General features: G+C 40.4%; 26 protein-coding genes. 5 read left to right on the forward strand and 21 right to left on the reverse strand.

From position 1 onward, the window contains the following. Positions 1 to 87: 87 nt before the first annotated feature. The 11 genes from ACXAH9_RS12475 to ACXAH9_RS12525 all read right to left on the reverse strand — a co-directional run bounded on the left by ACXAH9_RS12475 (position 88) and on the right by ACXAH9_RS12525 (position 11,344). Positions 88 to 588, reverse strand: coding sequence for a hypothetical protein (locus ACXAH9_RS12475; protein ID WP_474895194.1), 501 nt, complete (start codon positions 586 to 588; stop codon positions 88 to 90). 25 nt (positions 589 to 613) lie between these two features. Then, positions 614 to 2,179: a ribonuclease Y gene (rny, locus tag ACXAH9_RS12480; protein ID WP_474895195.1), complete on the reverse strand. Its 1,566-nt coding sequence runs from the start codon at positions 2,177 to 2,179 to the stop codon at positions 614 to 616. 65 nt (positions 2,180 to 2,244) lie between these two features. After that, on the reverse strand, positions 2,245 to 2,529 hold the full coding sequence (locus ACXAH9_RS12485; protein WP_349563751.1) for a cell division protein ZapA: 285 nt from the start codon (positions 2,527 to 2,529) through the stop codon (positions 2,245 to 2,247). 15 nt (positions 2,530 to 2,544) lie between these two features. Continuing rightward, positions 2,545 to 2,841 (reverse strand): hypothetical protein, encoded by a 297-nt coding sequence (locus ACXAH9_RS12490; protein ID WP_474895196.1) that lies wholly within the window; start codon positions 2,839 to 2,841, stop codon positions 2,545 to 2,547. A 1-nt stretch (position 2,842) separates the two neighbouring features. Beyond that, positions 2,843 to 5,254 (reverse strand): phenylalanine--tRNA ligase subunit beta, encoded by a 2,412-nt coding sequence (gene pheT / locus ACXAH9_RS12495; RefSeq protein WP_474895197.1) that lies wholly within the window; start codon positions 5,252 to 5,254, stop codon positions 2,843 to 2,845. Between the two features lie 70 nt (positions 5,255 to 5,324). Beyond that, entirely contained in the window at positions 5,325 to 5,921 is a 597-nt protein-coding gene (locus ACXAH9_RS12500; protein ID WP_474895198.1) for a DUF1684 domain-containing protein, read from the reverse strand. Between the two features lie 22 nt (positions 5,922 to 5,943). Then, positions 5,944 to 6,636, reverse strand: coding sequence for a RadC family protein (gene radC, locus ACXAH9_RS12505; RefSeq protein ID WP_474895199.1), 693 nt, complete (start codon positions 6,634 to 6,636; stop codon positions 5,944 to 5,946). A gap of 84 nt (positions 6,637 to 6,720) precedes the next feature. Beyond that, positions 6,721 to 6,972, reverse strand: coding sequence for a 30S ribosomal protein S20 (gene rpsT / locus ACXAH9_RS12510; protein ID WP_474895200.1), 252 nt, complete (start codon positions 6,970 to 6,972; stop codon positions 6,721 to 6,723). A gap of 96 nt (positions 6,973 to 7,068) precedes the next feature. Next, positions 7,069 to 7,761, reverse strand: coding sequence for a TapB family protein (locus tag ACXAH9_RS12515; RefSeq protein WP_474895201.1), 693 nt, complete (start codon positions 7,759 to 7,761; stop codon positions 7,069 to 7,071). 153 nt (positions 7,762 to 7,914) lie between these two features. Further along, positions 7,915 to 10,317 carry a ribonucleoside-diphosphate reductase subunit alpha gene (locus ACXAH9_RS12520; protein WP_474895202.1) on the reverse strand — a complete coding sequence of 801 codons (2,403 nt, stop codon included), beginning with the start codon at positions 10,315 to 10,317 and terminating at the stop codon, positions 7,915 to 7,917. A gap of 31 nt (positions 10,318 to 10,348) precedes the next feature. Then, the gene (locus tag ACXAH9_RS12525; protein ID WP_474895203.1) at positions 10,349 to 11,344 is read right to left on the reverse strand and encodes a ribonucleoside-diphosphate reductase small subunit; all 996 of its coding nucleotides are present in this window, start codon (positions 11,342 to 11,344) and stop codon (positions 10,349 to 10,351) included. Positions 11,345 to 11,764: 420 nt separating this feature from the next. On the opposite strand from ACXAH9_RS12525, the gene rplU reads away from it, so the two are divergent. Both rplU and rpmA read left to right on the forward strand, forming a co-directional pair. After that, positions 11,765 to 12,076, forward strand: a complete 312-nt coding sequence (rplU, locus tag ACXAH9_RS12530; RefSeq protein ID WP_349563742.1) for a 50S ribosomal protein L21 — start codon at positions 11,765 to 11,767, stop codon at positions 12,074 to 12,076. A gap of 6 nt (positions 12,077 to 12,082) precedes the next feature. Continuing rightward, positions 12,083 to 12,343 (forward strand): 50S ribosomal protein L27, encoded by a 261-nt coding sequence (rpmA, locus tag ACXAH9_RS12535; RefSeq protein WP_474895204.1) that lies wholly within the window; start codon positions 12,083 to 12,085, stop codon positions 12,341 to 12,343. Positions 12,344 to 12,479: 136 nt separating this feature from the next. Here the strand turns inward: rpmA and ACXAH9_RS12540 are convergent, their stop codons facing one another. The 6 genes from ACXAH9_RS12540 to ACXAH9_RS12565 form a co-directional block, all read right to left on the reverse strand. Continuing rightward, on the reverse strand, positions 12,480 to 12,971 hold the full coding sequence (locus ACXAH9_RS12540; RefSeq protein WP_349563740.1) for an NUMOD4 domain-containing protein: 492 nt from the start codon (positions 12,969 to 12,971) through the stop codon (positions 12,480 to 12,482). 95 nt (positions 12,972 to 13,066) lie between these two features. Beyond that, complete coding sequence (locus ACXAH9_RS12545) at positions 13,067 to 13,516, reverse strand: sterol desaturase family protein (RefSeq protein ID WP_474895205.1); 450 nt, start codon at positions 13,514 to 13,516, stop codon at positions 13,067 to 13,069. A gap of 47 nt (positions 13,517 to 13,563) precedes the next feature. Next, entirely contained in the window at positions 13,564 to 14,406 is an 843-nt protein-coding gene (locus ACXAH9_RS12550) for a phytoene/squalene synthase family protein (protein ID WP_474895206.1), read from the reverse strand. After that, complete coding sequence (locus ACXAH9_RS12555) at positions 14,406 to 15,902, reverse strand: phytoene desaturase family protein (protein WP_474895207.1); 1,497 nt, start codon at positions 15,900 to 15,902, stop codon at positions 14,406 to 14,408. The genes ACXAH9_RS12550 and ACXAH9_RS12555 overlap by 1 nt, the downstream gene beginning before the upstream one ends. Continuing rightward, positions 15,892 to 16,398, reverse strand: coding sequence for an RNA polymerase sigma factor (locus ACXAH9_RS12560; RefSeq protein WP_474895208.1), 507 nt, complete (start codon positions 16,396 to 16,398; stop codon positions 15,892 to 15,894). Before ACXAH9_RS12560 ends, ACXAH9_RS12555 begins: the two co-directional genes overlap by 11 nt. 302 nt (positions 16,399 to 16,700) lie before the next feature. Beyond that, positions 16,701 to 17,591: a MerR family transcriptional regulator gene (locus tag ACXAH9_RS12565; protein WP_474895209.1), complete on the reverse strand. Its 891-nt coding sequence runs from the start codon at positions 17,589 to 17,591 to the stop codon at positions 16,701 to 16,703. Positions 17,592 to 17,684: 93 nt separating this feature from the next. Between ACXAH9_RS12565 and ACXAH9_RS12570 the strand changes: the two genes are divergently transcribed. Beyond that, positions 17,685 to 17,990: a DUF4286 family protein gene (locus ACXAH9_RS12570; protein WP_474895210.1), complete on the forward strand. Its 306-nt coding sequence runs from the start codon at positions 17,685 to 17,687 to the stop codon at positions 17,988 to 17,990. Here the strand turns inward: ACXAH9_RS12570 and ACXAH9_RS12575 are convergent. The 3 genes from ACXAH9_RS12575 to serS all read right to left on the reverse strand — a co-directional run bounded on the left by ACXAH9_RS12575 (position 17,987) and on the right by serS (position 20,851). Continuing rightward, positions 17,987 to 18,433 (reverse strand): N-acetyltransferase family protein, encoded by a 447-nt coding sequence (locus ACXAH9_RS12575; RefSeq protein WP_474895211.1) that lies wholly within the window; start codon positions 18,431 to 18,433, stop codon positions 17,987 to 17,989. The two genes, ACXAH9_RS12570 and ACXAH9_RS12575, sit on opposite strands and share 4 nt — an antisense overlap. Then, positions 18,430 to 19,230, reverse strand: a complete 801-nt coding sequence (locus ACXAH9_RS12580) for a pepsin/retropepsin-like aspartic protease family protein (protein ID WP_474895212.1) — start codon at positions 19,228 to 19,230, stop codon at positions 18,430 to 18,432. The genes ACXAH9_RS12575 and ACXAH9_RS12580 overlap by 4 nt, the downstream gene beginning before the upstream one ends. A 337-nt stretch (positions 19,231 to 19,567) precedes the next feature. Further along, positions 19,568 to 20,851, reverse strand: a complete 1,284-nt coding sequence (gene serS / locus ACXAH9_RS12585) for a serine--tRNA ligase (protein WP_474895213.1) — start codon at positions 20,849 to 20,851, stop codon at positions 19,568 to 19,570. Between the two features lie 245 nt (positions 20,852 to 21,096). On the opposite strand from serS, the gene rho reads away from it, so the two are divergent. After that, entirely contained in the window at positions 21,097 to 22,674 is a 1,578-nt protein-coding gene (gene rho / locus ACXAH9_RS12590) for a transcription termination factor Rho (protein ID WP_474895214.1), read from the forward strand. A gap of 108 nt (positions 22,675 to 22,782) precedes the next feature. After that, positions 22,783 to 23,847 (forward strand): hypothetical protein, encoded by a 1,065-nt coding sequence (locus tag ACXAH9_RS12595; RefSeq protein ID WP_474895215.1) that lies wholly within the window; start codon positions 22,783 to 22,785, stop codon positions 23,845 to 23,847. 49 nt (positions 23,848 to 23,896) lie between these two features. On the opposite strand, the gene ACXAH9_RS12600 is transcribed toward ACXAH9_RS12595, so the two are convergent. Beyond that, positions 23,897 to 25,102, reverse strand: a complete 1,206-nt coding sequence (locus ACXAH9_RS12600; RefSeq protein ID WP_474895216.1) for an NAD(P)-dependent oxidoreductase — start codon at positions 25,100 to 25,102, stop codon at positions 23,897 to 23,899. Positions 25,103 to 25,118 lie beyond the last annotated feature (16 nt).

The following is a 25,118-nucleotide window of genomic DNA, read 5'->3' on the forward strand; positions in this document are numbered from 1 at the left end:
CCTACAGAAATCGTTTTGATTTCTTATCAGATTTTCTCTTTTTATCTGTCCAGCTTTTAAACATGGAGTCAAAAATATTCAAAAAAATTAGTTTGTAGCAAATTCTCCTTTAAACCCGCCTGTAAGTTTGTCTCCGTTTTCCAAAGAGAGGTCAAATTTCACAGTAAAATTCGGACTGGAACCACTGAGGTTAATTGTTCCGTCGTTGACGGTATAGGAGGTCCCATCTGCTTGAATGAGTGAAATAAAGAAAACTTTACCTGCGTCTGGACTTACTACATCTCCTTCCGAATAGCTTCCGGAGCTAAGCGTAGAGCCTAAGGCTACTAAGGTGAAAACAATTCGAATGGATGATGAACTTGAAACTGAAAATGAGGTCTGGGAGATTGACACCTCAGCATCTGCTAAAGCAAAGGCACCTTGCTTTGTCCCTTCCGTTTCTCCAAGGTCAATAAACCCCCCATGAGTAATGTCAAAAGTCTGATCACCAACGGTAATTTGATTGTTTACCGATACTCCGTCATCACTACCACAAGAAGTAATGATGATAATTGAAAGTATCGAAATAGATAATAATAGCTGTTTCATAATGCTTTTATATTAAAGTTAATTTTTACTTAGCAAAAGCCACCGCACGAGTTTCTCTTATCACGGTCACTTTTATTTGTCCCGGGTACTGCATGTCTTTCTCTATTTTCTGAGAGATATTGAAAGAAAGATCACTCGCCTGCTTATCGTCTACATTCTCTGCATCCACAAGTACTCGAAGTTCACGACCTGCCTGAATGGCGTAGCATTTATTTACTCCGTCAAAATTTAGAGCAATGCCTTCCAGGTCTTTCAATCGTTTCAGGTATTGTTCCATGATCTCACGACGGGCTCCCGGTCTGGAGCCTGAGATGGCATCACAGGCTTGTACGATAGGGGAGATCATAGAAGTCATCTCAATCTCATCGTGGTGGGCTCCAATGGCGTTGCACACTTCGGCGTTTTCTTTGTATTTCTGGGCCAGCTCCATTCCTATAATGGCGTGAGGCTTCTCCGGTTCATCCGGCCAAACCTTGCCAATATCGTGAAGTAATCCTGCTCGCTTCGCAAGCTTAGGGTTTAGTCCCAGCTCCGAAGCAAGTGTAGCACAAAGGTTGGCAACTTCTCTGGAATGCTGAAGCAGGTTCTGACCGTATGATGACCTGAATCGCATTCGACCCACCATCTTGATCAATTCAGGATGCAATCCATGGATACCAAGGTCAATAACCGTACGCTCTCCAATCTCTACAATTTCATCACCAATATTCTTAGAGGTTTTGTTTACTATCTCTTCAATTCTGGCTGGGTGAATCCTTCCATCCTGAACCAGGCGATGAAGAGAAAGTCTTGCTATCTCCCTTCGTACAGGATCAAATCCGGAAATAATGATTGCTTCCGGTGTATCATCGACGATGATCTCTACTCCGGTTGCTGCCTCAAGGGCTCGAATATTTCGCCCTTCACGACCGATGATTTTTCCTTTGATATCGTCACTTTCAATGTTGAAAACCGAGACTGTATTTTCGATGGCATGTTCTGTAGCCGTTCGCTGAATTGCCTCGATTACCACTTTTTTAGCCTCTTTAGTGGCGGTCATTTTTGCCTCTTCTACAATTTCTTTGATGTGGGCGGATGCGCTTGTCCTCGCTTCATCTTTTAGTGCCTCCATCAATTGAGCTTTGGCTTCATCGGCTGGAAGGTTGGCTGCTTTTTCCAGGATAGCCACTTGCTGTTTTTGCATTTTCTCAAACTCCTCCTTTCGCTGACGTGCGATCTCCATCTGATTAGAGAGGGTTTCCTTGAGGCTGTTTAGCTCGTCTTCCTTTCGCTTTACCTGTTCAAACTGCTTATTCAGATTAGACTCTTTCTGCTTTAGCTTTTGTTCGTTGGAAATGATGATACTTTTCTTTCGAGCAGCTTCTTCTTCAAATTCACTTCTTAGCTTGAATAGCTCTTCTTTGCCTTCGTGAATTTTATCCTTCTTGATGCTTTCTGCAGTAACCTTCGCCTCTTTCAGGATAAGTTTACTTTGTTCTTCGGCATCTTTTACTTTTTTGCCGGCACTTCTGCCTTGCAACGCCCGACCAATCAGCAAGCCTGCAACGGCTCCTGTTATGCTGGCGATTACAATTAATATTGTGGTGTCCATCTGTGTGTATTTGAGTGATTCAAATAACAGGACAGTCAGGTGTGTCTAAATCAAGGGCGATATAATCAGATCGAGTCGGTTATGAGCTGGTTCAGTTTTGAAATTTCGCCGAGTGCAAAATCATCAGATGCTTCCGAAGATTCTTCTCGTTTTAGTTTCTCTACCAGACAATCAAAAGCTACCATTGCTACCAAATCTTGTGTATCATCGATACCAAACTGGTTTTGGTAATTTTTTATTTTCTCGTTTAACAATTTTCCTGCTCTTCTAATACGTTCCTCATCCTCCGCTTTCACTCTCATGGGATACTCCCTGTTCCCAATTCTGATTTTTATGGATAGTTCTGCCATTCGGATTTCATTTAATTATTCTGCCAAATGGGCAATACATTTATCTATCTCCTTGATGTAGCCATCAATCGTCTCTTTCAGCTGTGCTGAATCCCCATCACTGACTACCTTGTTATTTACTAGTTTATTTATTTTCATCTGATCCTGGAAAGAATTCAAGCTAGCCTGCTGACTATCTATTTTCTCTTTCAGGGTGCCATTTTCCTCTCTGGCGTGATTTAATTCATCTTTCAGGCGCTTATTTTCACTAAGCACCAGTTGAATTTTTCGCTCCAGATTCTGAAACTCACGATATAATTTCTCGCTTGGCATCTTATTTTCTAATGACTGCACCGAGCTCTTTCTCGTAAAGATTCATCAGTGCATTCATGCTCTTTTCTATCTGTTTATCTGTTAAAGTTTTGAATTTATCTTGAAGAAAAAAACTAATTGCGTAAGCTTTTTTTCCTTTTTCGATCTTATCCCCCTCGTACACGCTAAAAAGGTTCATTCTGTTCAATAATTTCTTTTCCTGCCTGAAGGCAAGTTGTTGGATGTCAGCGTAAGATACACTTTTGTCCAGCACCAATGAAAGGTCTCTTTTTACCTCAGGGAATTTTGGGATCGGCTCGTACGCAATGTCTGATTTATAAACGCTAAGCACAGCTTCCCAGTCAAGCTGTGCATGAAACACATCCTGCTTGATTCCATAAATGGAAACCAGCTCTTTCTTCAGCTTACCAAGCAAACCGAGCATTTTACCCTCTTTCTTAATTACCACACCGTAATCATAAAGGGTCCCTTTTTCGGAAGGAACGATCTCCGTTTTTCGGATGCCGGCATATTTTAGCATGCTCATCACGGTGGTGCTGAGGTCATGGAAAGAATTCTTTCTTGGCTCATCCAGCCAGTTTTCTTCCAAGGTGTTTCCTGTCAGATAAAAAGAAAGCCATTCGGTTTCCTGGTATGCTTTATCTTCATTTTTGTAAGATCGTCCAAACTCGAAGAATTTCAGATTCGGATTTCTGCGGTTGATGTTGTAGGCAACAGACTCCAGTGCGGTATATACCGGAGATGTTTTCATGATCGTCAATTCTTCGCTGGAAGGATTCAGCATTTCAACTGGTTTGCCACCTAGAGGAAATTTCTCATGATATTTAGGGTTGGTCAATGAGTTAGTAAGGATTTCAGAAAAACCATTTCCTGCTAAAAACCTGGAAAGGTCTTCCTGCACCCGGTATGGTTCAAATTCATTGAACTCAGCCAGGTAGTCAGCCGAGAAGTCCTCATCCAGCTCTACCTCATTGAATCCATAGATTCGAAGCACTTCTTCTACCAAATCGGCAGGGCGTGTCACATCGCTTCTATAAGCTGGTACTATGGCTTTAAAGCCTTTCTCAGTCACATTTTCTGTTTTGATATCCAGCCAGTTTAGAATATCGAGGATTAGCTTATGGTCCAGCGATTTACCGATTAGCCAGTGGAAATTCTGAAAAGTGATTTCAATTTCCTTTTCTTTAATTGGCTCAGGGTAGATGTCAATCACTTCAGAGGAAACTTTTCCTCCAGCGACATCCAGAATTAGTGTTGTAGCAAGCTTCAGCGCATATACGGTCATTTCAGGGTCGGTACCTCGCTCGTATCTAAAGGATGCGTCTGTGGATAGTGTATGACGCTGAGCAGCGGCTCTCACCCAGTCTGCTGAGAAGTATGCACTTTCCAGGAAGATGTTCTTTGTGGATTCAGTCACTCCTGACTTGGTGCCTCCGAAAACACCAGCAATACACATGCCCTCACTTTTGCCATTACAGATCATCAAATCTTTTTCATGCAGCTCTCTTTCCTTTTCGTCTAAGGTTGTGAATTTGGTTTTGTTAGGAAGTGTTTTCACCAGAACCTTATTCCCCTCAACCCTGTCTGCATCAAATGCATGCATAGGTTGGCCTATCGCATGGCACACATAATTGGTAATGTCTACAATGTTGTTGATTGGTTCTAAGCCAATTGATCGAAGTTTCCATTGGAGCCAGTCTGGTGAAGCTTTTACTTCTACTCCACGAATGGTAATTCCGGAATACCTGGGACATGCCTCGGTGTTTTCAACCACCACTTCAATAGGCTGGTCTACTTCTACTTTGAAATCTTTGGTTTCAGGTAGGGTTAATTCCTTCCTGAAGTATGCTTTTAGATCCCTTGCGGCACCCATGTGAGAAGTGGCATCACCTCGGTTTGGAGTAAGCCCGATTTCAAAGACGTGATCTTCACCGGTTTCAAAGAGTTCGATTGCAGGAGTGCCATTTGGCTTATCAGTGTCCAACACCATAATTCCATCGTGGCTTGTACCAAGACCCAGTTCATCTTCGGCACAGATCATTCCTTCAGAGACCTCTCCTCTGATTTTGGCTTTCTTGATTTTGAATGGCTCACCGTTAGTTGGGTGGATGGTTGAGTTTACGGTAGCGATCAATACTTTTTGCCCAGCGGCCACATTTGGAGCACCACAGACGATATCTGATAGTTCATCAGCACCGATATCTACCTTCGTGACCTTGAGCTTATCCGCGTTAGGGTGCTTTTCGCAGGACTTCACTTCTCCTACAACAATCCCCTTTAATCCACCCGGAATTTTTTCAACTTTTTCAATGCCCTCAACCTCCAGGCCTGTCTGAGTAAGGATGTCACCCAGTTGCTCTGGTGTTTCTTTAAAGTCGATGTATTCTTTCAGCCAATTGTACGAAACCTTCATTCTACTCTATCTCTGAATTTAAGAGAGCAAAAATAAGGAATCTGTGAAGCTGTGGGTTGAGTTTGAGTGCCTAATACAGATAATTCTTTTCCCCGGCTTCAATCGCCACATCCAACAGGTTTTCGCGGGGAGGGAGCGGGCAGGTAAAGTCATCAAAGTAGGCGCAGTAGGGGTTATATGCTTTGTTAAAATCCAGTGTAACCCGATCCGATTTCCCAATTGCTACGTCCAGATAACGGCCGCCACCATAGGTTGTGTCTCCACTGGTACCGTCACCGAATGCCAGTAGGTATTGGTTGCCGAATCCCAGTGCTTTTAAAATTAGCAATGAGCAGGACTGTCCCTTGATTTTAAATTTCACATCCGCAAACTTGAGGTAGGTGGTTGTGGTGCCGTCACTGTTGCCCAGTTTAAGCGTTTCTCGCTTAGAATATCTATCCAATGTGCCATTTACCTTATATTCCGGATTTGGATCGAAGTATTCGACCGATTGGTAGTCAACATCCTTTTGGATAAACGGGCTAGCTTCTGACGTTTTGAAGAAGTCATGCCTGTCTTCCCAAAATTGATTGATCTCCTGAATGTAGCTCTCATCGTTCCCTCCGGAGCGCATCATAAAGAAGACGACTAGTGCAACAGGGATGAGTATAAGCCAAGCCTTTTTCATGATGCAAATTTAGCTAAGTGGGTCATAAAAGCCCCTCATCAGCGAAGCTGAAAAAAGTATGGTCTGTAATAATGAGATGATCAAGTACGGATATGTCAAGAGATTTTCCAGCCTCTTTCAGGCGCTTTGTCAGATTGATGTCCTCCTGGCTGGGTTTGAGGTTTCCGCTCGGGTGATTGTGAGCTAGTATGAGGCCACTGGCCGTTTCTTCCAGTGCTCGCTTAAAAATAATTTTTGCATCTACTATTGTTCCTGAAACTCCGCCCCGGCTCAGCATCTCTTTTTTGATCACTTCATTGTTTCGTTTTAATAAGAGCAACCAGAATTCCTCATGATTCAAATCCATCATATCACCATGAAGCAAGTGAAATGCATCGTCTGATGAAGTGATTTTTACTTTTTTGGAGGGTTCGGATTCTTTTCGTCTCCTTCCCAGCTCCAGAGCAGATACTATGGAGATCGCTTTAGCCTCGCCAATGCCTTTAAATTTTTGTAGATCCTTTACAGAAAGGCGCGCAAGGTTGGCCAGATTGTTTTCGCACTGACTGAGGATGTGTTGTGAAAGCTCTACAGCAGTTTGTTCAGTATTTCCTGATCCTATTAGAATTGCGATAAGCTCTGCTTCTGAAAGTGAAGCCTTTCCTTTTAAAAGGAGTTTTTCTCTGGGGCGATCTTCTTCTGCCCATCGCTTTATCGTCAAACGGTTGCCTTCCATTCCGCTTGTAAAATAAAGCCTCAAAATGAAAAAACCCTGTGCAATTGCTCACACAGGGTAAAAAAAATATCTTGTAACTAAAGCTTAAAGACCAGCTACGTGCTTAGTCAATTGGGACTTAAGGTGTCCAGCTTTGTTTTTGTGGATAATATTCTTCTTAGCAAGTTTATCCACCATAGAGATTACCTGAGTTAAAAGCTCTTCACCTGCTTTCTTATCAGTCGTCTCTCTTAGTCTTTTAATGAACGTACGAGTCGTTTTATGCTGGTATCTGTTTCTCAGTCTTTTCGCTTCGTTGCTTCTGATTCTCTTAAGTGCTGATTTATGGTTTGCCATAACGCTATTCTGTGTTCCAAAATTTTAGGACGGCAAAGATAGGATTTTTCTTTTGAAATGTAAAAGCTTTTCCCAAAGAGAAATTAATGTATTGGGTTATTTATTAAATGAGGTTAGCAGGGTATAGCCCATTAGGTTTCCTTTTTTGTCATAATTCTCATTACGAACCATACCAACACCCTTAGCATACCATGAAGCTGCTGATGTTTCAGTTGTTTTGTTCATGCCCATCATGTTCATTTTCATAATGGTGGTTTGGGTTATTTTGAAGCTCTCAAACGAACCGGCAGGGGTATCCAGTGTTTCCTTCTTTTCCACCTTTCTATCGGTGATGGTCATATCCATGGTGATGTTCATGGCTGCTGAGCTCGTCATTTTAATGGTAATGGTTCCTGTTCCATCCGGAAGTGCCTGACCTGCCTGAAGATTATCCGGAATTGTGATGAAATCACCCTCTACACTTACTTCGGCATCCCCGTATTGATCTAGCATGCCATCAGGAATGAAATTATTGAAATCCATTTTGATGGTGCTGCCTTCACAAATAATCGTGTATTCACCATCTGCCATTTCCTTTCCTTTTTTATCATAATAGACGTTTTTGACGATGGCTGAAGATCCATCCACAGAAATCACTTCACTCATACTTTTTCCTTGTACTTTGTCTTTTTTGTCGTAGGCCGTTTGCTCAAAACTCACGCCTTCAGTAAAAGGAAAGAAAGAATCATCACACTGGGCGAATGTGACAAGTGTGCATCCAATGAAAATTAATGTAAATAGCTTTTTCATAAACTGTGATTTTAGTGATGGCTCAATTTACATAAATATAAATGGATTGAATAGGACATTTCGAAGTGATTCTAAATAAAAAACCCTGACGTTTCCGTCAGGGCTATCTAAATCTAGAATTACACTTGTTAACTATCTCCCGAATTATTCGGGTTAAGAGCCACACATTTCGCAATCGTCCGGATTGTCCAGTGAGCATTGCATTGCTGCCTGCTGGTCAACCTGTGCTTGCGTCTGGCTTGCTGCGCCCGCCTGCTGTGCGGCTACTGCTTCCTTTGGTTGCTCTTGTTTTTCTTTTGATACAGTAAACTTGATTGCGTCAGTCGCTGCTTTCGTTCTCAAGTAGTACATTCCTGTCTTCAGGCCTTTTTTCCAGGCGTAGAAGTGCATAGAGGTCATCTTACCAAAGTTGGCATCCTGTAGGTGGATGTTTAAGCTCTGGCTCTGACAGATGTATGCCCCTCTGTCTGCAGACATATCGATGATTGCCTTTTGAGAAATCTCCCAAACGGTCTTATATCTTTCCTTGATCTCCTCCGGAATTTCAGGAATGTTCTGAATCGATCCATTCTCTGCCTTGATTCGATTCATCATACGCTCATCCCACAGACCAAGGTCGATCAGTTCTTTCATTAGGTGCTTGTTTGCCACAATGAATTCACCTGAAAGTACTCTTCTCAAGTATAGGTTGGAAGTGTAAGGCTCGAAACACTCATTGTTTCCTAGTATTTGAGAAGTTGATGCTGTCGGCATAGGAGCAAGAAGGAGTGAATTTCTCACCCCGTGCTTCTTCACTTTTTGCTTAAGGTCTGTCCAGTCCCAACGTCCCGAATCAGGTGTTACACCCCACATATCAAACTGGAATACACCTTTTGATACCGGAGAACCTTTAAATGTCTCATACGGGCCTTCTTCCTGTGCGATTTCCATGGAAGTCTCCATTGCCGCATAGTATATGGTCTCGAAGATTTCCTTGTTCAGCTTTCTTGCTTCACTTGACTCAAACGCCATCTTAAGAAGCAAGAACGTATCGGCTAACCCCTGAACACCAATACCGATTGGTCGGTGCTTCATGTTAGAGTTTCTGGCTTCAGGAACAGGGTAGTAGTTCACATCAATCACCTTATTCAGATTTCTTGTCACTACTTTGGTTATTTCATACAGTTTTTGATGATCAAACTTACCATCGATCACGAATCTGGAAAGAGCAATAGAGGCCAGGTTACACACAGCCACCTCGTCTTTAGAAGTGTACTCCATGATCTCAGTACACAGGTTACTGGATCGGATAGTACCTAAGTTTTTCTGGTTAGACTTCTTGTTGGCTGCATCCTTATATAACATGTAAGGAGTACCTGTCTCAATCTGAGCTTCAAGAATCTCAAACCAAAGGTCTTGTGCCTTTATGGTTTTTCTACCCTTTCCTTCACGTTCGTATTTTTCATATAGTGCCTTGAACTCATCACCGTATGCTTCGAAGAGTCCGGGACATTCATCCGGAGACATGATCGTCCAGTCACCATTGCTTTCCACGCGTTCCATAAACAAATCAGGAATCCAGAGTGCATAGAACAAGTCTCTTGCTCTCATCTCTTCTTTTCCGTGGTTTTTTCTTAGATCGAGAAAATCGAAGATGTCTGCATGCCATGGCTCTAGGTAGATAGCGAAGCTTCCTTTTCTTTTACCACCCCCCTGATCTACATACCGAGCGGTCATATCAAAGTTTCGAAGCATAGGCACAATTCCATTAGAAGTACCATTGGTACCTTTAATATATGCACCAGTAGCTCTCACATTGTGAATGCTGAGGCCGATACCGCCAGCAGATTGTGAAATCTTAGCACATTGCTTTAGTGTATCGTAAATCCCATCGATGCTGTCGTCCTGCATAGAAAGCAGGAAGCATGAAGATAACTGTGGCTTTGGAGTACCTGCGTTGAAAAGAGTTGGAGTCGCATGCGTAAACCACTTTTCAGACATCAGGTCGTACGTCTTAATTGCAGACTCGATATCCTCACCATGGATACCAACAGAAACTCTCATAAGCATGTGCTGTGGTCTTTCCACAATCTTGCCATCGAGTTTCATTAGGTATGAACGCTCTAATGTTTTGTAGCCAAAGTAGTCGTAGTTGTAATCCCTGTTGTAATCAATTGCGTCATCCAGCCTTTTCGCATTCTTTCGAATGATGCCATAAACCTGCTTTGAAAGGAGTGCGGCATTTTCACCTGTTTTGGGGTTGATGTATTCGTACATTCTCTTCATGGTATTGGAGAATGATGTCTCTGTTACCTTGTGCAGGTTAGAGATTGAAATTCTTGCTGCCAGCTTAGCAAAATCAGGATGACGTGTTGTCATTGTTGCAGCTGTCTCAGCTGCAAGGTTGTCTAATTCAACAGTTGACACACCATCATACAATCCATCAATTACTTTCTTGGCAATTTCTACAGGCTTTACATAGTCTGCGTTTAAAGCATAACACAGCTTCTCAATTCGAGCTGTGATTTTGTCAAATTTTACGGATTCTCTTCTTCCGTCTCTTTTTACAACTAACATAGGCTATCGTGATAAGGTGATTACAAATAATTTAAAAGTCTTCATCTAGGGAGAATTTGTCTTTTCCGCTTTCGCCGTTATCCATTACTCCGGCTTTTTGATACTCACCCACTCGTTTTTCAAAGAAGTTAGTTTTACCCTGAAGGGAGATCATCTCCATGAAATCAAATGGGTTAGTCGAGTTATATACTTTGTCGCATCCGAGCTCATCCAATAAACGATCGGCAACAAACTCGATATACTGACACATCAGGTCAGAGTTCATTCCAATCAGCTTCACTGGAAGTGCGTCGGTTACAAATTCCTTTTCTATTTCTACAGCATCCTTAATAATCTCCTGAACTGTTTCTTTGGGGAGCTGATTATTTACATGGTTATTATATAGCAGACAGGCAAAGTCACAATGAAGCCCTTCGTCTCTTGAAATGAGCTCATTGGAAAAAGATAAGCCAGGCATCAAGCCTCTTTTCTTTAACCAGAAGATGCTACAAAAACTACCTGAGAAGAAAATGCCTTCCACTGCTGCAAAAGCAACTAATCGCTCTGCGAATGATCCTTCATCGATCCAACGTAAAGCCCAGTCAGCTTTTTTCTTCACACAATCCATTGTTTCAATGGCGTTAAAGAGATAATCTTTCTCTTTAGGATCTTTAACGTAGGTATCTATTAGTAATGAGTAAGTCTCAGAGTGGATGTTTTCTACAGCAATCTGGAAACCATAAAAGAATTTAGCTTCTGTATACTGAACTTCAGCGACGAAGTTTTCTGCAAGGTTTTCATTTACAATGCCATCACTGGCAGCAAAGAATGCAAGCACGTGTTTAATGAAGTGCTTTTCATCGTCAGTCATGGTGTTTTGCCAATCCTTAAGATCCTGGCTTAGATCTATTTCTTCTGCTGTCCAGAAGCTGGCTTCTGCTTTTTTGTAAAACTCCCAGATGTCATTGTGCTGGATTGGGAAAAGAACAAAACGATCCTTGTTCTCTTTGAGGATGGGTTCTTCTAAATGTGCTGCTGTGTCGCTCATAAGTCTCTGTTTTTCAAACAGTTTTAGTCTATTTCACAAAACAATAAAATCCCCCTTGGGCGCATCTTTTTTGATGTGCCTTTTTAAAAACTTTTTAAGTCTCGGGATACAGCCCTAAGAGTGGTTTATTTTTCTCGCGGCTTGTCTACAAATGTGTTAAAAACGACGCGAAAATCCAAGCAGTTATTACGGGTGCGGAAGGTGTGATTTGGATATTAAAAATATATTATAACGAATTGTTTTTTAGCTATTTAGGAGTCAAATTTGTAATTGCTACTTTGAGGAAAACACGCAGAAATGGGGGTAAAAAAAAGTGAAAAAAAAATTAAAAATATTTTTATAGCATTTTATCCACACTGCATGTTTGGATATTCATATTAGAATGGTATCTTTGCAATCCTTTTTTCAAAAGAAGACAAAATGTACGCGATAGTAGACATTGCTGGGAAGCAGTATAAAGCAGAGAAAGACAAATTCCTTTACGCTCCATTAATGGAAGGTAAGGAGGGTGCAAAAGTAGACTTTGATAAAGTACTACTTGTAGATAACGATGGCAAAGTGAAAGTGGGAGCGCCTACTGTAAAGGGAGCCAAAGTTTCTGCGAAAATTCTTGAGCATGTGAAAGACGATAAGGTGATCGTGTTCAAAAAGAAAAGAAGAAAAGGCTACCGAGTGAAGAATGGTCACCGTCAGCAGTTTTCTAAAATTTTGATCGAAGACATTAAAGGATAAAATCTCATGGCACATAAGAAAGGTGTAGGTAGTTCGAAAAACGGAAGAGAGTCAGAAAGTAAACGACTTGGAGTGAAAATCTTCGGTGGACAGCAAGCTGTAGCTGGGAATATCATCGTTCGCCAGAGAGGTACAAAGCACCATCCGGGACAAAACGTTGGTCTGGGTAAGGATCATACGCTTTTTGCACTTGCTGATGGTGTGGTAAAATTCCACAAAGGGAAAAAAGACAGATCCTACGTGAGCGTAGAGCCATCTGCTAAGTAATTCCACTATTTATAAGGTTATAATTGTCCTCACTTGATGGTGAGGTGAAGATATTGCGTTTAAGCGATTTTAGGTTAGGTTAGTTAGAGTATTAAAAAAGGGGTTCCATCTGGAACCCCTTGCTCTTTTTAGGCCTTTAAGCCTTTGCTTTATTCTTCTTCGGTCTTCCCGGAAGAACAGTGTCTGGTTTGAAACCATTTTTATATCTCTTCTTCCTGGTCTTCCACACTTTGTAGTTGTTTTTGTTACCCACTTCAAATTGCCATTTCATGTGCTCAGAAGGAGTCATCCACTCCAGATTTTCGAAGTAGTTATTTCTAGGATTATTATCCTTATGAATGATCATGGTTTTTTCAGAATCATTCTTTTTCACAAATACCTTTGCGGTTTCTTTATGCGGATATACGGTTCTTCGTTTACCGTTATCATCAATTAGGTCCAGAAAGTAGCACTTGCATATTTTGTTCCACCGTTGACGCATGAGTTTTCCACGTAACTTCATGTGTGTCTTGCTTCCCTTGTGCCAAACTTTCCTTGTTTTACTCCGGATTTTTCCTCTGTTGGAGATTTCATAATTGGAGAAACCATCGATGGCTCCCCATACCTCCTCTTTTTTTTGATCTGCCATTTAGCTCGCTTTTTTTGGTTTGTTAAAACAAGCCGATTCTTTAATGATTACCAAATGTAATTAAAATCACTTTATCAAATGATAATGTTGAAGCGTTATTTCTCGTATTTCTTAGGAGCATACAAAAAACCGAAAGCCTCGGCCCCTTCTTTCGTGTGTTTTTCATGGTGTACATAGTGTGCACGCATGATTCGCTTCATGTATTTGCTTTTTGCTTTGAAGGGAATTTTGATCCTTCTGTGTACAATAATGTCGTGAAAAACAAAGTAAAAAATTCCATAACACAAGATTCCAATACCTACATATAGGAGCCACCAGAACTCCGTGTAGTTGGCATATCCAAAATATATAGTGATAATTGACGGGATGCTAAACACCACTGCAAACAGGTCATTCATCTCCAATGCATGATTGTGTACCTTATGATGCGATCTGTGCCAACTCCATAAAAAACCATGCATGATATACTTATGTGTAAACCACGCCACCCCCTCCATGAAAAGGAAGGTCCCCGCTACAATTAGAATATTTATTACAACTTGCATCAACTATTTGATTTACACCTTAATAACTCCTGTAAAGCTAGTCTTGTTCATTCTGAAATGAAGTTTAGTTTGTGTAAAAAGTAGCACTTTAACAGTAATAATAATTTTTTGAAGTTAGGAACACGTATTCTTTCCGTCTTGATTCTCTCCGGTGAGAGACGAGTGATTTTTTTGAATAATACCGTATAATAGATGTACGCCAGGTAAACCCCGGCACGCACCCCTTTTGGTAACTTTTTAATCCCCACCAGTGCATTTTTAAACTCCTCCTTGATATCTACTTCAATCTGATTTTTCTCTTCTCTTGTGAATTGATTGAAATCAACACCTGGAAAATACACCCTCCCTCGCTCATTATAGTCACTTTTGAGATCCCGGAGAAAATTTACTTTTTGAAAGGCTGAACCTAAAAGTTTAGCAGGAGTTAACAATTCTTCGTATTTTCCTTGATCCCCTTCGCAGAACACTTTAAGGCACATAAGGCCTACTACTTCAGCACTTCCATAGATGTATTTTTTATACTCAGAATTATCATAATCTTTTTTACTAAGGTCCATTTCCATACTGACTAGAAAAGCCTCAATGAGATTCAGGTCAATTTTGTATTCATTAACTACTTGCTGAAAACTATGAAGCACAGGGTTTAGACTGATACCTTCTTCAATGGCCTGATAAGTGTCCTTCTTGAATCGTCTTAGGAGTTCGCCTTTGTCATGATCATGAAAGGTATCCACGATTTCATCTGCATATCTAACAAAGCCATATATGGCATAGATAGGGGCATGATATTTTTTGTTTAATGTACGAATGCCCAACGAGAATGAAGTGCTGTATGTTTTGGTGATCAGCTTACTACAATCAAAGGCCGTCTGTGTATAAAGGTGCTCCATCAGTCTTTAAAAATAGGAAAATCTTTGGCGATTTCTTTTGCCACTACCTCACCTGAGATAAGTGACGGGGGTACACCTGGTCCCGGAACTGTTAACTGACCAGTGTAATAAAGATTTTTCAATTTCTTATTCTTAAGAGATGGCTTTAGAATAGCTGTTTGCAATAATGTGTTGGCCAGGCCATAAGCATTGCCTTTGAATGAATGGTAGTCTTCCAAAAATTCCCTATGTGCATAGCTCCTTTTGGTTAAGATGTGATTGCGAATATCTTCACCTGTAAAGGCCTCAAGCTTATCCATAATGATGTTAAAATATTTCTCACGTATCTCCTCTGTGTCCTCGATATCCGGGGCTACTGGAATCAATACGACAAGGTTTTCTTTTCCTTTTGGTGCTACCGTTTCATCTGTCTTTGATGTGGCAGATACATATAAAAGAGGCTTACTTGGCCACTTTGGATTGTCGTATATCTCACTTGCGTGTTGTTTGAAATCTTCATCAAAGAATAAGGTATGATGCTCGAGATTTGGAAGCTTTTTGTCTACCCCGATATAGAATAAAAGGGAAGAGGGTGCTAATACTCGTGAGTCCCAATATTTTTTACTGTAGTTCTGAAAAGGTTCAGGTAGAAGATGTTGATCTATATGATGATAGTCAGCTCCCGCGACCACCATGTCACACTCATAGCGTTCAGTTGATGTGTTTACAGAAACTATCTTTTTATTGCTGAATGAGAAGTTGCTCACTTCTTCTCCTAATTTAATATTCACTCCAAGATCTTTAGCCAGTGTTACCATTCCATCCACAACCGACTTCATGCCACCTTTTGGATACCATGTGCCAAGTGATAAATCAGCATAATTCATAAGGCTGTAAAGTGCGGGTGTGTTTTCAGCCGTGGCACCTAAAAACAGAATGGGAAATTCCATCAGCTGGATAAGGCGTTCATCTTTAAAATGCTTTCTGACATGCTTGGCAATAGAGGTGAAAACATCCATTTTCAAGAGTCCAAGTAGCAATTTAATGTCTAGAAATTCGAGCAGAGACCGGCTTGGTTTGTAGACTAGATTTTTTACACCAACATCATATTTGTACTTTGCCTGTTTTAAAAATGACCGAAGTTTTTTGCTACTTCCTGGCTCTATCTGTTCAAAGAGGTTCTCGAGTTCAGACATGCTTGCCGGAATATCGATGGTATCGTTTTTAAATTTGATACGGTAGGAAGGATCTAGGCGATCCAATTGATAATAATCAGATACTGTCTTACCAAAAGTGCTGAAAAATCTTTCAAAGACATCTGGCATCCAATACCAGGAAGGCCCCATATCCCAGGTAAATCCCTGATCTGAATAACTTCTGGCTCGTCCGCCCGGTTGAGGGTTTTTTTCAATAAGAGTCACCTTATAACCCAGCTTTGCTAGGTGGCAGGAACAAGAAAGGCCGGAAAATCCGGCCCCTATCACTACTACTCTACTATGGAAATTCTTAGTTGGCATATACTTTTAATCCTTTCTTGAGCTCTTTTCTTGCTATGTGAATTCTGTTTTTTACAGTTCCTATGGGAATATTAAGCTTTTCAGCAATTTCATGGTATTTAAAACCCCTAAAATACATGGTAAATGGAATCTTATACATATCCTTCAAGGCATCAATTGACGAATTGATATCATTCATCACAAAGTTACCTTTAGCGTCATTCTCGATAACAGTACTGGAAGAGTTGATGAAATGATTGTTTTCAGTTGTATCAATGAAAGTATTTCTTCTCACCATTCGCTGATAGTTGGTGATGAAGGTGTTTCTCATGATTGTATACATCCAAGCTTTCAGATTGGTGCCGTCCTGAAATTTGTCTCTGTTGTTATAAGCTTTGAAAACGGTTTCTTGTAGAAGGTCATTAGCATCTTCTCCATCCTTGGTCAACTTCAAAGCATATGGTTTGAGTGAACTGGTTAGGTTCTCAATTTTGTAACCGAATTCTAAAGCTGTCATATTGTTTAACGTTTAGTTCGAAAAGTTAAACGAAGGTAAGTAAATAATGTTTAATAAAACAAGAAAAAAGTTAAACAAAATTTAATTTTTTACTCTAATCCTTTAAAAAGGCACTTTCAGGTTCATTGAAATGGATTTATTACCCTTCGTTTAGATATCAAAGAAGGAGAACTATAGATTACATTTTTTGTGCAAAAGCTTTCATTTCTTGCATTTCACGAGAGTGATACTCCAACATGTAGAGTACGGCGCATCGTATCCCGATTAATAAATCCGGACGACTTGATATGTTGATTAAGATATTATGATTGGTTGACAGCTACTTCTTCAGTGATTTTGCTTAAATCTTCAAATCGATTAAGAATAGAAGCATTATCAGGTATAGTAATATCCTGCCCAATTACTCGACTTCCAGTAAGACAGATTTTGCACTCTTTAAATTTATTGCCAAGCCGGTCAACATATTTCTGAACCTTGGATGGATCCGGGGCTGTGGTCATAGCAGTCATGATACACTCTGGGTGCAATTTGTAATAAACTTCCTCTAAGGCATCCAATGGGACGCTTTGTCCAAAAAAAATGGTTTTAAAACCTCTGGATCTTAAAATATAATTTGCAAAAAGCAATCCCAGTTCGTGTAATTCTCCTTCAGGAAGAAATAAAAAATAGAGTGGACCATCAGTATTAACAGTAGTCTGGTCAGTAGCAGCAATAATTTTTTGACGTACCAGGTGTGTAATGAAATGTTCCTGTGCTGGGTTGATTGCGTTTGTTAGCCAGAGGATACCAATTTTTCGCATAAAAGGATAGATTACTTCCATCATCGCACGCTCAAACCCATGATGATCGATGTTTCTATTCAGAACATCACTGAATCTCGTTTCATCCAGATCTACCATAGCAAGTGTTAATGCACTGATTTGATCTTCATCGGATTTGTTATCCTTACTTACCTTATGAACTTCCCGTTGCAAGCGCTCAGGCGGCATTTCTACAATCTTGCTGATTTTCATGCCATTATTTTTGAGCGTTGCTATGTTAAGGATGAGCTTAACATCTTCGTCATTGTAATAGCGAATGTTTGTAGCTGTTCTTTGCGGTGAAAATAGATTATACCGCTGCTCCCATATCCGTATGGTATGTGCTTTAATGCCTGATAAATGTTCCAGGTCTTTAATGGAATATACGCTCATGCCCATGATAACCGACAGCCACTTAAAATGTTTTGAAACCTAAGGAAGTTTGTTTTGCGTATCCTTAATTTGCCAAACCTAATAAAAGCACGGATGATTTTATACAATGTTACTGTCAATATAGATGCCGATGTAGAAGATGACTGGATCGGATGGATGAAAGAAACCCACATTCCAGAGGTGATGGATACAGGTTTTTTTAAGGAATATCGGATGATGAAGATGCTGTCTGAAGGTCAGGATGATACCGGAGCAACCTATGCTATCCAGTATATGGCAGAAACATTGGGACACCTGGAAACCTACCTAAATACTGTGGCGCCTAAAATCCAGAAAAAGTCCATTATTCGTTACGGTACGAAAATGGCAGCATTCAGAACGGTGCTCGAAGAGGTTTAAAAGTCAATGTTGCAATTCAGCCAATTGTCTTCAAACCGGGTTTTGTATTTTTTGTAAAAATTTATGGCTGGCTCGTTCCAGTCAAGCACCTGCCACATCATTCCGGTACAATCTGTTTTTCGTGCTATTTCAAGTGTTGCTTCAAATAATAGCTTCCCCGCACCAACTCCTCGCTTAGATTCAGTAACGACTAAATCTTCCAGGTAAAGACGCTTGCCTTTCCAGGTGCTGTATCTGTAATAATAAATGGAAGTGCCAACTATTCTTCCTTCTTGTTCGGCGACAATAAATCCAAATACAGGATGATCGCCAAAGCCATCTGTCGTCATCTTTGAAACAGAATTTTCAACCTGGTCCAAGGCTTTTTCATATACTGCCAATTCCTTGATTAAATCCAGAATATGGGGTAAATCATCCTGTTTGCCTTCTCTTATTGTTATCATTCGATTGATTTATTGGTGAAGGTAATGCTGTTTTCTGACGGATTCACAAGCAATGTGTACCGTGAGAGTAGGTCTCCACCTAGCAACCCATTTGCCAGGCCAGCCAAACTTGAAAGATCTTCATAATATAATTGGCTGGGGGTGACGTTGGTCCCGGCCAAATACAACTGATTGGTCTCTGATTTTAATGTTGCGTCAAGCACAGTAACTGGAGATCCTGTGTCGACAAGCAGGTTAATGGGCTGATCTTCCATTATCGCAGGAATAATTAAATAGCCATCCGAATTGTCGAAAGGAAGCTCGAAATCCACCTTCTTTTCTGGTAGCTGATGAAATAGTATAATTTTTCCGGCTTTGTAGTCAATGGTAAAAGGTTTCTTTGAAACATATCCCCATCCTACAACTGCCTGAAACTCCATCTGAATTTGATTAGAAACATTCTCAATTTCATTTGGTGATGAGTGAAAATGGTAACTCTTGTAATCTTTATCACCTATCTGCAAGTAGGGGATTTCACCTTTGTAGAGCGAATATCTATTTCCATTTATGTCTGAGATTTGGCTTCCTGTATCATTCATTTTGATGCCCATTTTTAGGGCAAAGGAATGCGCAAGCATCAAAGAATGTGGGTCTCCAAAGTCAATCATTGCCTTTACTTTTTCTCCCTTTACTGTTATTTCAGTAAATATTAATCCATACTCTGTTTTTTCGAAAGTCAGGGTGTTGTAAACATGATCATCTCCCTTAAATGTGAAATGACTGAAAAGAATGGAAAGAAAAAGTAAGTAGGTTTTCATCGATTTTTTTTTTCAAAAATCATGTTTATAAAACGAAATCAATATGTTATCAACCTTAACATATGTTATTTACTGTTAATAAAAGTTAAGTGACATTATGAGCTGTTTTCAGGACACAAAAAGGTAAGCCCTTTGCCAGTAGAATTATGGGTTTGATTGAATTTATAAAATGAATTCACATCTTCTTCTTGGCTACTTCGGGAAGTTCAATTCGCTTTACCGTTAAGATTATCACACCATGCCCTGATTGTCAATACAAGTGGATTTCTTCATAGCTTATATATGTGACTATGAAATATAATGATTAAAAAATCAACCCTCTTTATCTCAGAAGCAATTAATGATTACGGATCTCCTTGAATCCAAGGTATGGATGTAGCACCTCTGGCATTTTGATATGGTCATCTGCCTGATTGTTTTCCAACACTGCAGCTATAATCCTTGGTAAGGCCAATGCACTCCCGTTTAGTGTATGTGCCAGCTCTTTCTTTCCGTCACTATTCTTGATCCGGAGTTTAAGCCGGTTGGCCTGAAAAGCTTCAAAATTTGATACCGAGCTAACTTCTAACCATTTTTCCTGAGCTGCTGAGAAAACCTCAAAATCATACGTGAGTACAGAGGTAAAGCCAAGGTCTCCTGCGCATAGCCTTAAAATTCTATAGGGAAGCCCGAGGGATTTAATTATTTCTTCAACATGAACTACCATCTGATCCAGAACTTCATATGATTTAGAAGGCTCCACCACCTGAACAATTTCCACTTTATCAAATTGATGTAGACGGTTTAAGCCACGAACGTGTGAGCCCCATGATCCAGCCTCTCGACGGAAACAAGGTGTGTGTCCGGCGTGCTTGATCGGAAGCTGATCTGCTTTTAGGATCACATCCCGGTACATGTTTGTAATCGGCACTTCGGCAGTAGGAATCAAATACTGGTCATTTGCTTCCATGTGGTACATCTGCCCTTCTTTATCTGGTAGTTGTCCTGTCCCCAAACCTGATGCTTCATTGATTACTACCGGTGGCAATACCTCTTCATATCCTGCTTCTATCGCCTTGTCCAGGAAGTAGTTGATCATCCCTCTAACCAGGCGTGCTCCCTGTTTTTTATAAAAAGGAAAACCTGCTCCGGTCACCTTATTGCCAAGTTCAAAATCTATGATATCAAACTCTTCTATTAGATCCCAGTGAGGCTTTTTATGATCCCCAAGGTTTGGTATGGTTTCATCAGCAAGCTTCACCACTTCATTGTCCTCATCAGTCTTACCGGCAGGCACGGACTCATGAGGAATGTTTGGGATGTTGTATAAGTGCTTAGTGAGCGAATGCTCAATTCCGTTCATTTCTTCACCAAGCTCTTTACTTTTCTGTTTCAGCTCAGTTGACTTAGCCTTAGCTGCCTCAGCTTCCTCTCGTTTGCCTTGTTGAAATAGTTGTCCTATTTCCTTTGCCAGTTTATTTGATTCGTGCAGAACTTCATCCAATTCTCCTTGTACCTTTTTTCTGCTTTCATCCAAGCGAAGAACATCTTTGAGGAGTGATTCGGCTCCTTTAATTCCGCGCTTTTCCAACCCTTTTACACAACGATCAAAATCTTTCTCTATGATAGAAACTTGCAACATGGCATCATGAATTTAATTCGGACGCAAAGAAAAATGATTTTGTTTTGAAATAGCACCCGAATGAATAAAAGGTAATTTTTTAGTTGATGTTTGTGATATTGTGGTGGATGGTCTATCATTGCGAAGCAATCCACGAAAAACTCATCCGGGTTTTTCTGCTTTAACAAAAGCTAACTAGCGATTACCACGAATTCTTCGGAATCATTTTTACAAACAAATTTTGAAACCCACTTTTATACACAGTTATGTACACACTAGATGATCTTAGTGTCATGTTGCTATCCGAATTGAAGGAGATAGCAGAGAAACTAGGAATTAAGAACTACAAGAAGCTGGCAAAACAGGATCTGATCTACGCGATCCTTGACCAACAAGCCAGCATGCCAGAAGGCGAAATAAAAAAAATTAAGAGCGAAACATTGGGAGGTGCATTGGCAGAGGAACCAAAAGCCAAAGAGGAGAAAAAGCCTCGAGCCAAAAAAGAATCACCTAAGAAGGAGAAGCCTGACGCTGACAAGAAAGACGATAAGTCAGATAAAAAAGAAAGCAAAGATCGACCTGATCGTAAACGATCTGATGACAAGAAGTCTGATGACAAGGATAAGCGTGAAGGTGACAGTAAAGAACGTCAGGAAAGAGAAAATCAACGTGCAGAGCGAGAGGAGAGACGAAAAAAGAAAGAAGCCTACAACGAGGAAATCAAAGAATTTGATGGCGTCATTGAGAATGAGGGAGTACTCGAAATCATGCAAGATGGTTACGGTTTCCTTCGATCAAGCGACTATCACTACCTGGCTAGCCCGGATGATATTTATGTTTCTCCGTCACAGATCAAATTATTTGGTCTGAAAACAGGAGATACTGTGAAAGGTCAGATCAGACCACCTAAAGATGGTGAAAAGTATTTCGCTTTACTTAAGGTTGAGTCAGTAAATGGAAAGACAACTGAAGAGGTGAGAGATAGGGTTGCATTTGAATACCTGACTCCATTGTTTCCACAAGAAAAACTAAATCTTAGTACCAAGCCTGATAATTACTCCACGAGGATTCTGGATCTTTTCTCTCCGATTGGTAAAGGACAAAGAGGTATGATTGTAGCACAGCCTAAAACAGGTAAGACGGTGCTATTGAAAAATGTAGCCAATGCTATTGCAGAGAATCATCCTGAATGTTACCTGATGGTACTGCTCATCGATGAGCGTCCTGAGGAGGTAACAGATATGGCCAGATCAGTAAAAGGAGAGGTGATTGCTTCTACCTTTGATGAGCAGGCGGATAAGCATGTGAAAGTATCTAATATGGTGCTGGAGAAAGCGAAGCGAATGGTTGAGTGTGGTCACGATGTAGTGATTCTTTTGGATTCAATTACTCGATTGGCACGAGCACATAATACTGTAGTTCCTTCCTCTGGTAAGATTCTTTCTGGTGGTGTGGATGCGAATGCGCTTCATAAGCCTAAGCGTTTCTTCGGGGCAGCAAGAAATGTGGAAAATGGCGGGTCATTGACCATCATCGCAACTGCATTGATTGAAACGGGCTCTAAAATGGACGAAGTAATCTTTGAGGAATTCAAAGGAACGGGCAACATGGAGCTTCAATTGGATCGAAAACTATCCAACAAGCGAGTATACCCTGCTATCGACGTTCCTGCTTCAGGTACGCGTCGTGAAGACCTACTGATGGATAAAGAAGAACTGAGCCGAGTATGGATTCTGCGTAAGTTCATGGCTGATATGAATAGCAATGAAGCGATGGAATTCTTACTAAGCAAAATGAAAGGAACTGCTAACAATGAGGAGTTCCTTGTCAGCATGAATGGCTAGTTCATCGAACAAAAAATAAATAAAAAGCCAGACTTAGGGGTCTGGCTTTTTTTATGTGCCTATCCAAATAATTACATTCAATCTTTATAAAAGATAATAGGGACTATTATGAAAAAATTAATTACGATATCCATTATTGGGTTATCTGTTTTGACAAGCTGTCAGAATGATGATGAAAAAAATGTGGACCTAAATGCTGAAGAAGCTTCTCAGGTAATCAATGCCTCTGCGGATCAATTATCTAACGATGTGGTATCACTTGTTGAGTCAGAGGGAGTTACAGCTATTACTGACCTTGCCGTATTGATAGAAGGTTCTACGGTAATAGGTGGAAGAATGGACCAGAAGGCCTGGACGAAGGAACGACTAGATTTTATTGTTCAATATTTTGTAAATGGTCCTGCCGTACGAACTGGCAATAACGGAACGCAATCCTTTGATGACTTAAAAGGATTATATGAGTGGAATCCTACCACTCAGGAATTCGATAAGGAAGCATCTGAATATTTCATAGTTAAATTTCCAACGGAAGGATCTGCAACAAATAATGCAGAGTTAAAAATATCTGATCTTCAATTTGTAACAATTACAAAAACGGATGATGGGTTTGTAGTTGAACATGAAGTGCCATCAGTAATCGTTGGCTATTTAAAAGTAGACGATGTTACCTATATCGAGCTGAATTTTAACGTTAACTGGTCTAGTGAAGGCATGCCAGAAGAGGCCGATGTATCATTGTTTGTTAAGCCTTTCACTTTCACAATCAAATTCGATGACACATTTGCTACATCTGCTTCTTTATTAAGCACTATTTACATAGATGAAGAGCTGATCATTGGTATCGATTTGGATGTGCAGTTCGAAGACAATACCAAAGAGGAGCCCGTCTATTTTGAGGGAAGCATTAGTTATAGAACTTTGAAAATTGCTGGAAATGTAGATGTGAGAGAAATCGGAATGGATGCTGATCCCAATGATTTTATTGATTTGGCATTATACAGCAATGACTCCAAGCTTGGAGAAATCATTTTTGAGTTGGAAGAGGTCGATACAGGACATGAAGATTATGTAGCGTATGTACTGTATTCAGATGGATCAAAAGAAAATCTTGAAGAGATTTTGGAGCCTGTTTTGGCTGAAATCGAAGCAATTTTTGCTGAATTTGAAAACTAATAAATGTTAAAAGTTATGAAGGCCATCCCTTATTGCAAGGGATGGTTTTTTATTTTCCGTCTACATAATCTTGCAGATAGCCATACTTTTCTGTTAAAGCTCCTGCCTCGGTAATGGTTGCTCGGTTAATTATTCCTTTATCATCTTTACCCAACAGGTGTTCCACTACATTTTCAAGGAATTGATCTCCGAAGCTTTGGGAGGCATCTCTTGGGAGCTCACATGGCAGGTTATCTACAGCCATCACGGTGACATTACCCTCATCGGTAAGTGGCTGTTCAATCTCATCATCACTTGGGTTGTAATCATAGATCGGGTCATCGATGGTGCTTGGCTTTTTAGTTGAAGGGATTGAACCTTCAATGTCGCATGTGATATCAGCAATTACCTTAATGTCAAAATCATCTTTAATGATATCCTCCCTATGAAATAATACGGGTGCAGCTGGATCCCAAAAAGCACATGCTACAAGGACATCTGTTACTCTGGTGTATTTGAGAAAATCTCCCTCATATAGTTCTGGATTTTTGTAGAATTCATTCCTGTGAAATTCTCCTCCATCTTTCCGTTTATTATAGTCCCGTGAGTTAAGCTGAGTGAAAACGGGCTCATCAAAACGTTTTGTCAAGTAATCGTGAGGAGTAACCTGGCTGATTCCTGCTCCAAGCAATACTTCCATGGCACCTTTCGTCACACGTCCACCCCCCGTCAATGCAATCTTAATATTTGGCAGGTTGATCTTCTTAAATTCTGTTTTTAAATCCTCATAGTCAAAGCATTCGTGGGCACGTCTCAGATTGAACAGGTTGTATCGTTTTCCAAAAGTCCATAATCCATTGTAAGCTCCAACGATTCCAGCCCACCGACCGAAGGCAATCACACGATTCCCGCTTTCATTGGTGAGTGTTTCCCAGTCGATCAGTTTTATGTTTTTCTCAAGAATTGCACGCAGCAGGTCTCGATTATAATCTTGCTTTTTAATGGTGTGTGAAAAGAAGAAATGCGTTTTGTTAGGGATCAGCTTTTCAATCGGCACCTCTTTTACTCCCAAAATGATATCACAGTCATCCAAAGAGTCTACGATGGACAGACCAGCATTTCTGTAATCATCGTCTGTAAAGCATCGAATATCACTTGATTGTACAACTACTTCAACATCGTAGTTTTCTTTTAGTTGCTTTGCCTGTTGTGGGGTTAGGGGAACCCTTCGGTCTATTGGAATTTTACCTTCCTTAATAATACCAATTTTCGTCATATCACCATTTTTAGAA

The sequence above is a fragment of the Ekhidna sp. ABH4_415 genome, from assembly GCF_056161305.1.

Coding starts and splice junctions, on each gene's coding strand:
- ACXAH9_RS12475 (WP_474895194.1), bottom strand. CDS start 588: ATGAAACAGCTATTATTATCTATTTCGATACTTTCAATTATCATCATT.
- rny (WP_474895195.1), bottom strand. CDS start 2,179: ATGGACACCACAATATTAATTGTAATCGCCAGCATAACAGGAGCCGTT.
- ACXAH9_RS12485 (WP_349563751.1), bottom strand. CDS start 2,529: ATGGCAGAACTATCCATAAAAATCAGAATTGGGAACAGGGAGTATCCC.
- ACXAH9_RS12490 (WP_474895196.1), bottom strand. CDS start 2,841: ATGCCAAGCGAGAAATTATATCGTGAGTTTCAGAATCTGGAGCGAAAA.
- pheT (WP_474895197.1), bottom strand. CDS start 5,254: ATGAAGGTTTCGTACAATTGGCTGAAAGAATACATCGACTTTAAAGAA.
- ACXAH9_RS12500 (WP_474895198.1), bottom strand. CDS start 5,921: ATGAAAAAGGCTTGGCTTATACTCATCCCTGTTGCACTAGTCGTCTTC.
- radC (WP_474895199.1), bottom strand. CDS start 6,636: ATGGAAGGCAACCGTTTGACGATAAAGCGATGGGCAGAAGAAGATCGC.
- rpsT (WP_474895200.1), bottom strand. CDS start 6,972: ATGGCAAACCATAAATCAGCACTTAAGAGAATCAGAAGCAACGAAGCG.
- ACXAH9_RS12515 (WP_474895201.1), bottom strand. CDS start 7,761: ATGAAAAAGCTATTTACATTAATTTTCATTGGATGCACACTTGTCACA.
- ACXAH9_RS12520 (WP_474895202.1), bottom strand. CDS start 10,317: ATGTTAGTTGTAAAAAGAGACGGAAGAAGAGAATCCGTAAAATTTGAC.
- ACXAH9_RS12525 (WP_474895203.1), bottom strand. CDS start 11,344: ATGAGCGACACAGCAGCACATTTAGAAGAACCCATCCTCAAAGAGAAC.
- rplU (WP_349563742.1), top strand. CDS start 11,765: ATGTACGCGATAGTAGACATTGCTGGGAAGCAGTATAAAGCAGAGAAA.
- rpmA (WP_474895204.1), top strand. CDS start 12,083: ATGGCACATAAGAAAGGTGTAGGTAGTTCGAAAAACGGAAGAGAGTCA.
- ACXAH9_RS12540 (WP_349563740.1), bottom strand. CDS start 12,971: ATGGCAGATCAAAAAAAAGAGGAGGTATGGGGAGCCATCGATGGTTTC.
- ACXAH9_RS12545 (WP_474895205.1), bottom strand. CDS start 13,516: ATGCAAGTTGTAATAAATATTCTAATTGTAGCGGGGACCTTCCTTTTC.
- ACXAH9_RS12550 (WP_474895206.1), bottom strand. CDS start 14,406: ATGGAGCACCTTTATACACAGACGGCCTTTGATTGTAGTAAGCTGATC.
- ACXAH9_RS12555 (WP_474895207.1), bottom strand. CDS start 15,902: ATGCCAACTAAGAATTTCCATAGTAGAGTAGTAGTGATAGGGGCCGGA.
- ACXAH9_RS12560 (WP_474895208.1), bottom strand. CDS start 16,398: ATGACAGCTTTAGAATTCGGTTACAAAATTGAGAACCTAACCAGTTCA.
- ACXAH9_RS12565 (WP_474895209.1), bottom strand. CDS start 17,591: ATGAGCGTATATTCCATTAAAGACCTGGAACATTTATCAGGCATTAAA.
- ACXAH9_RS12570 (WP_474895210.1), top strand. CDS start 17,685: ATGATTTTATACAATGTTACTGTCAATATAGATGCCGATGTAGAAGAT.
- ACXAH9_RS12575 (WP_474895211.1), bottom strand. CDS start 18,433: ATGATAACAATAAGAGAAGGCAAACAGGATGATTTACCCCATATTCTG.
- ACXAH9_RS12580 (WP_474895212.1), bottom strand. CDS start 19,230: ATGAAAACCTACTTACTTTTTCTTTCCATTCTTTTCAGTCATTTCACA.
- serS (WP_474895213.1), bottom strand. CDS start 20,851: ATGTTGCAAGTTTCTATCATAGAGAAAGATTTTGATCGTTGTGTAAAA.
- rho (WP_474895214.1), top strand. CDS start 21,097: ATGTACACACTAGATGATCTTAGTGTCATGTTGCTATCCGAATTGAAG.
- ACXAH9_RS12595 (WP_474895215.1), top strand. CDS start 22,783: ATGAAAAAATTAATTACGATATCCATTATTGGGTTATCTGTTTTGACA.
- ACXAH9_RS12600 (WP_474895216.1), bottom strand. CDS start 25,102: ATGACGAAAATTGGTATTATTAAGGAAGGTAAAATTCCAATAGACCGA.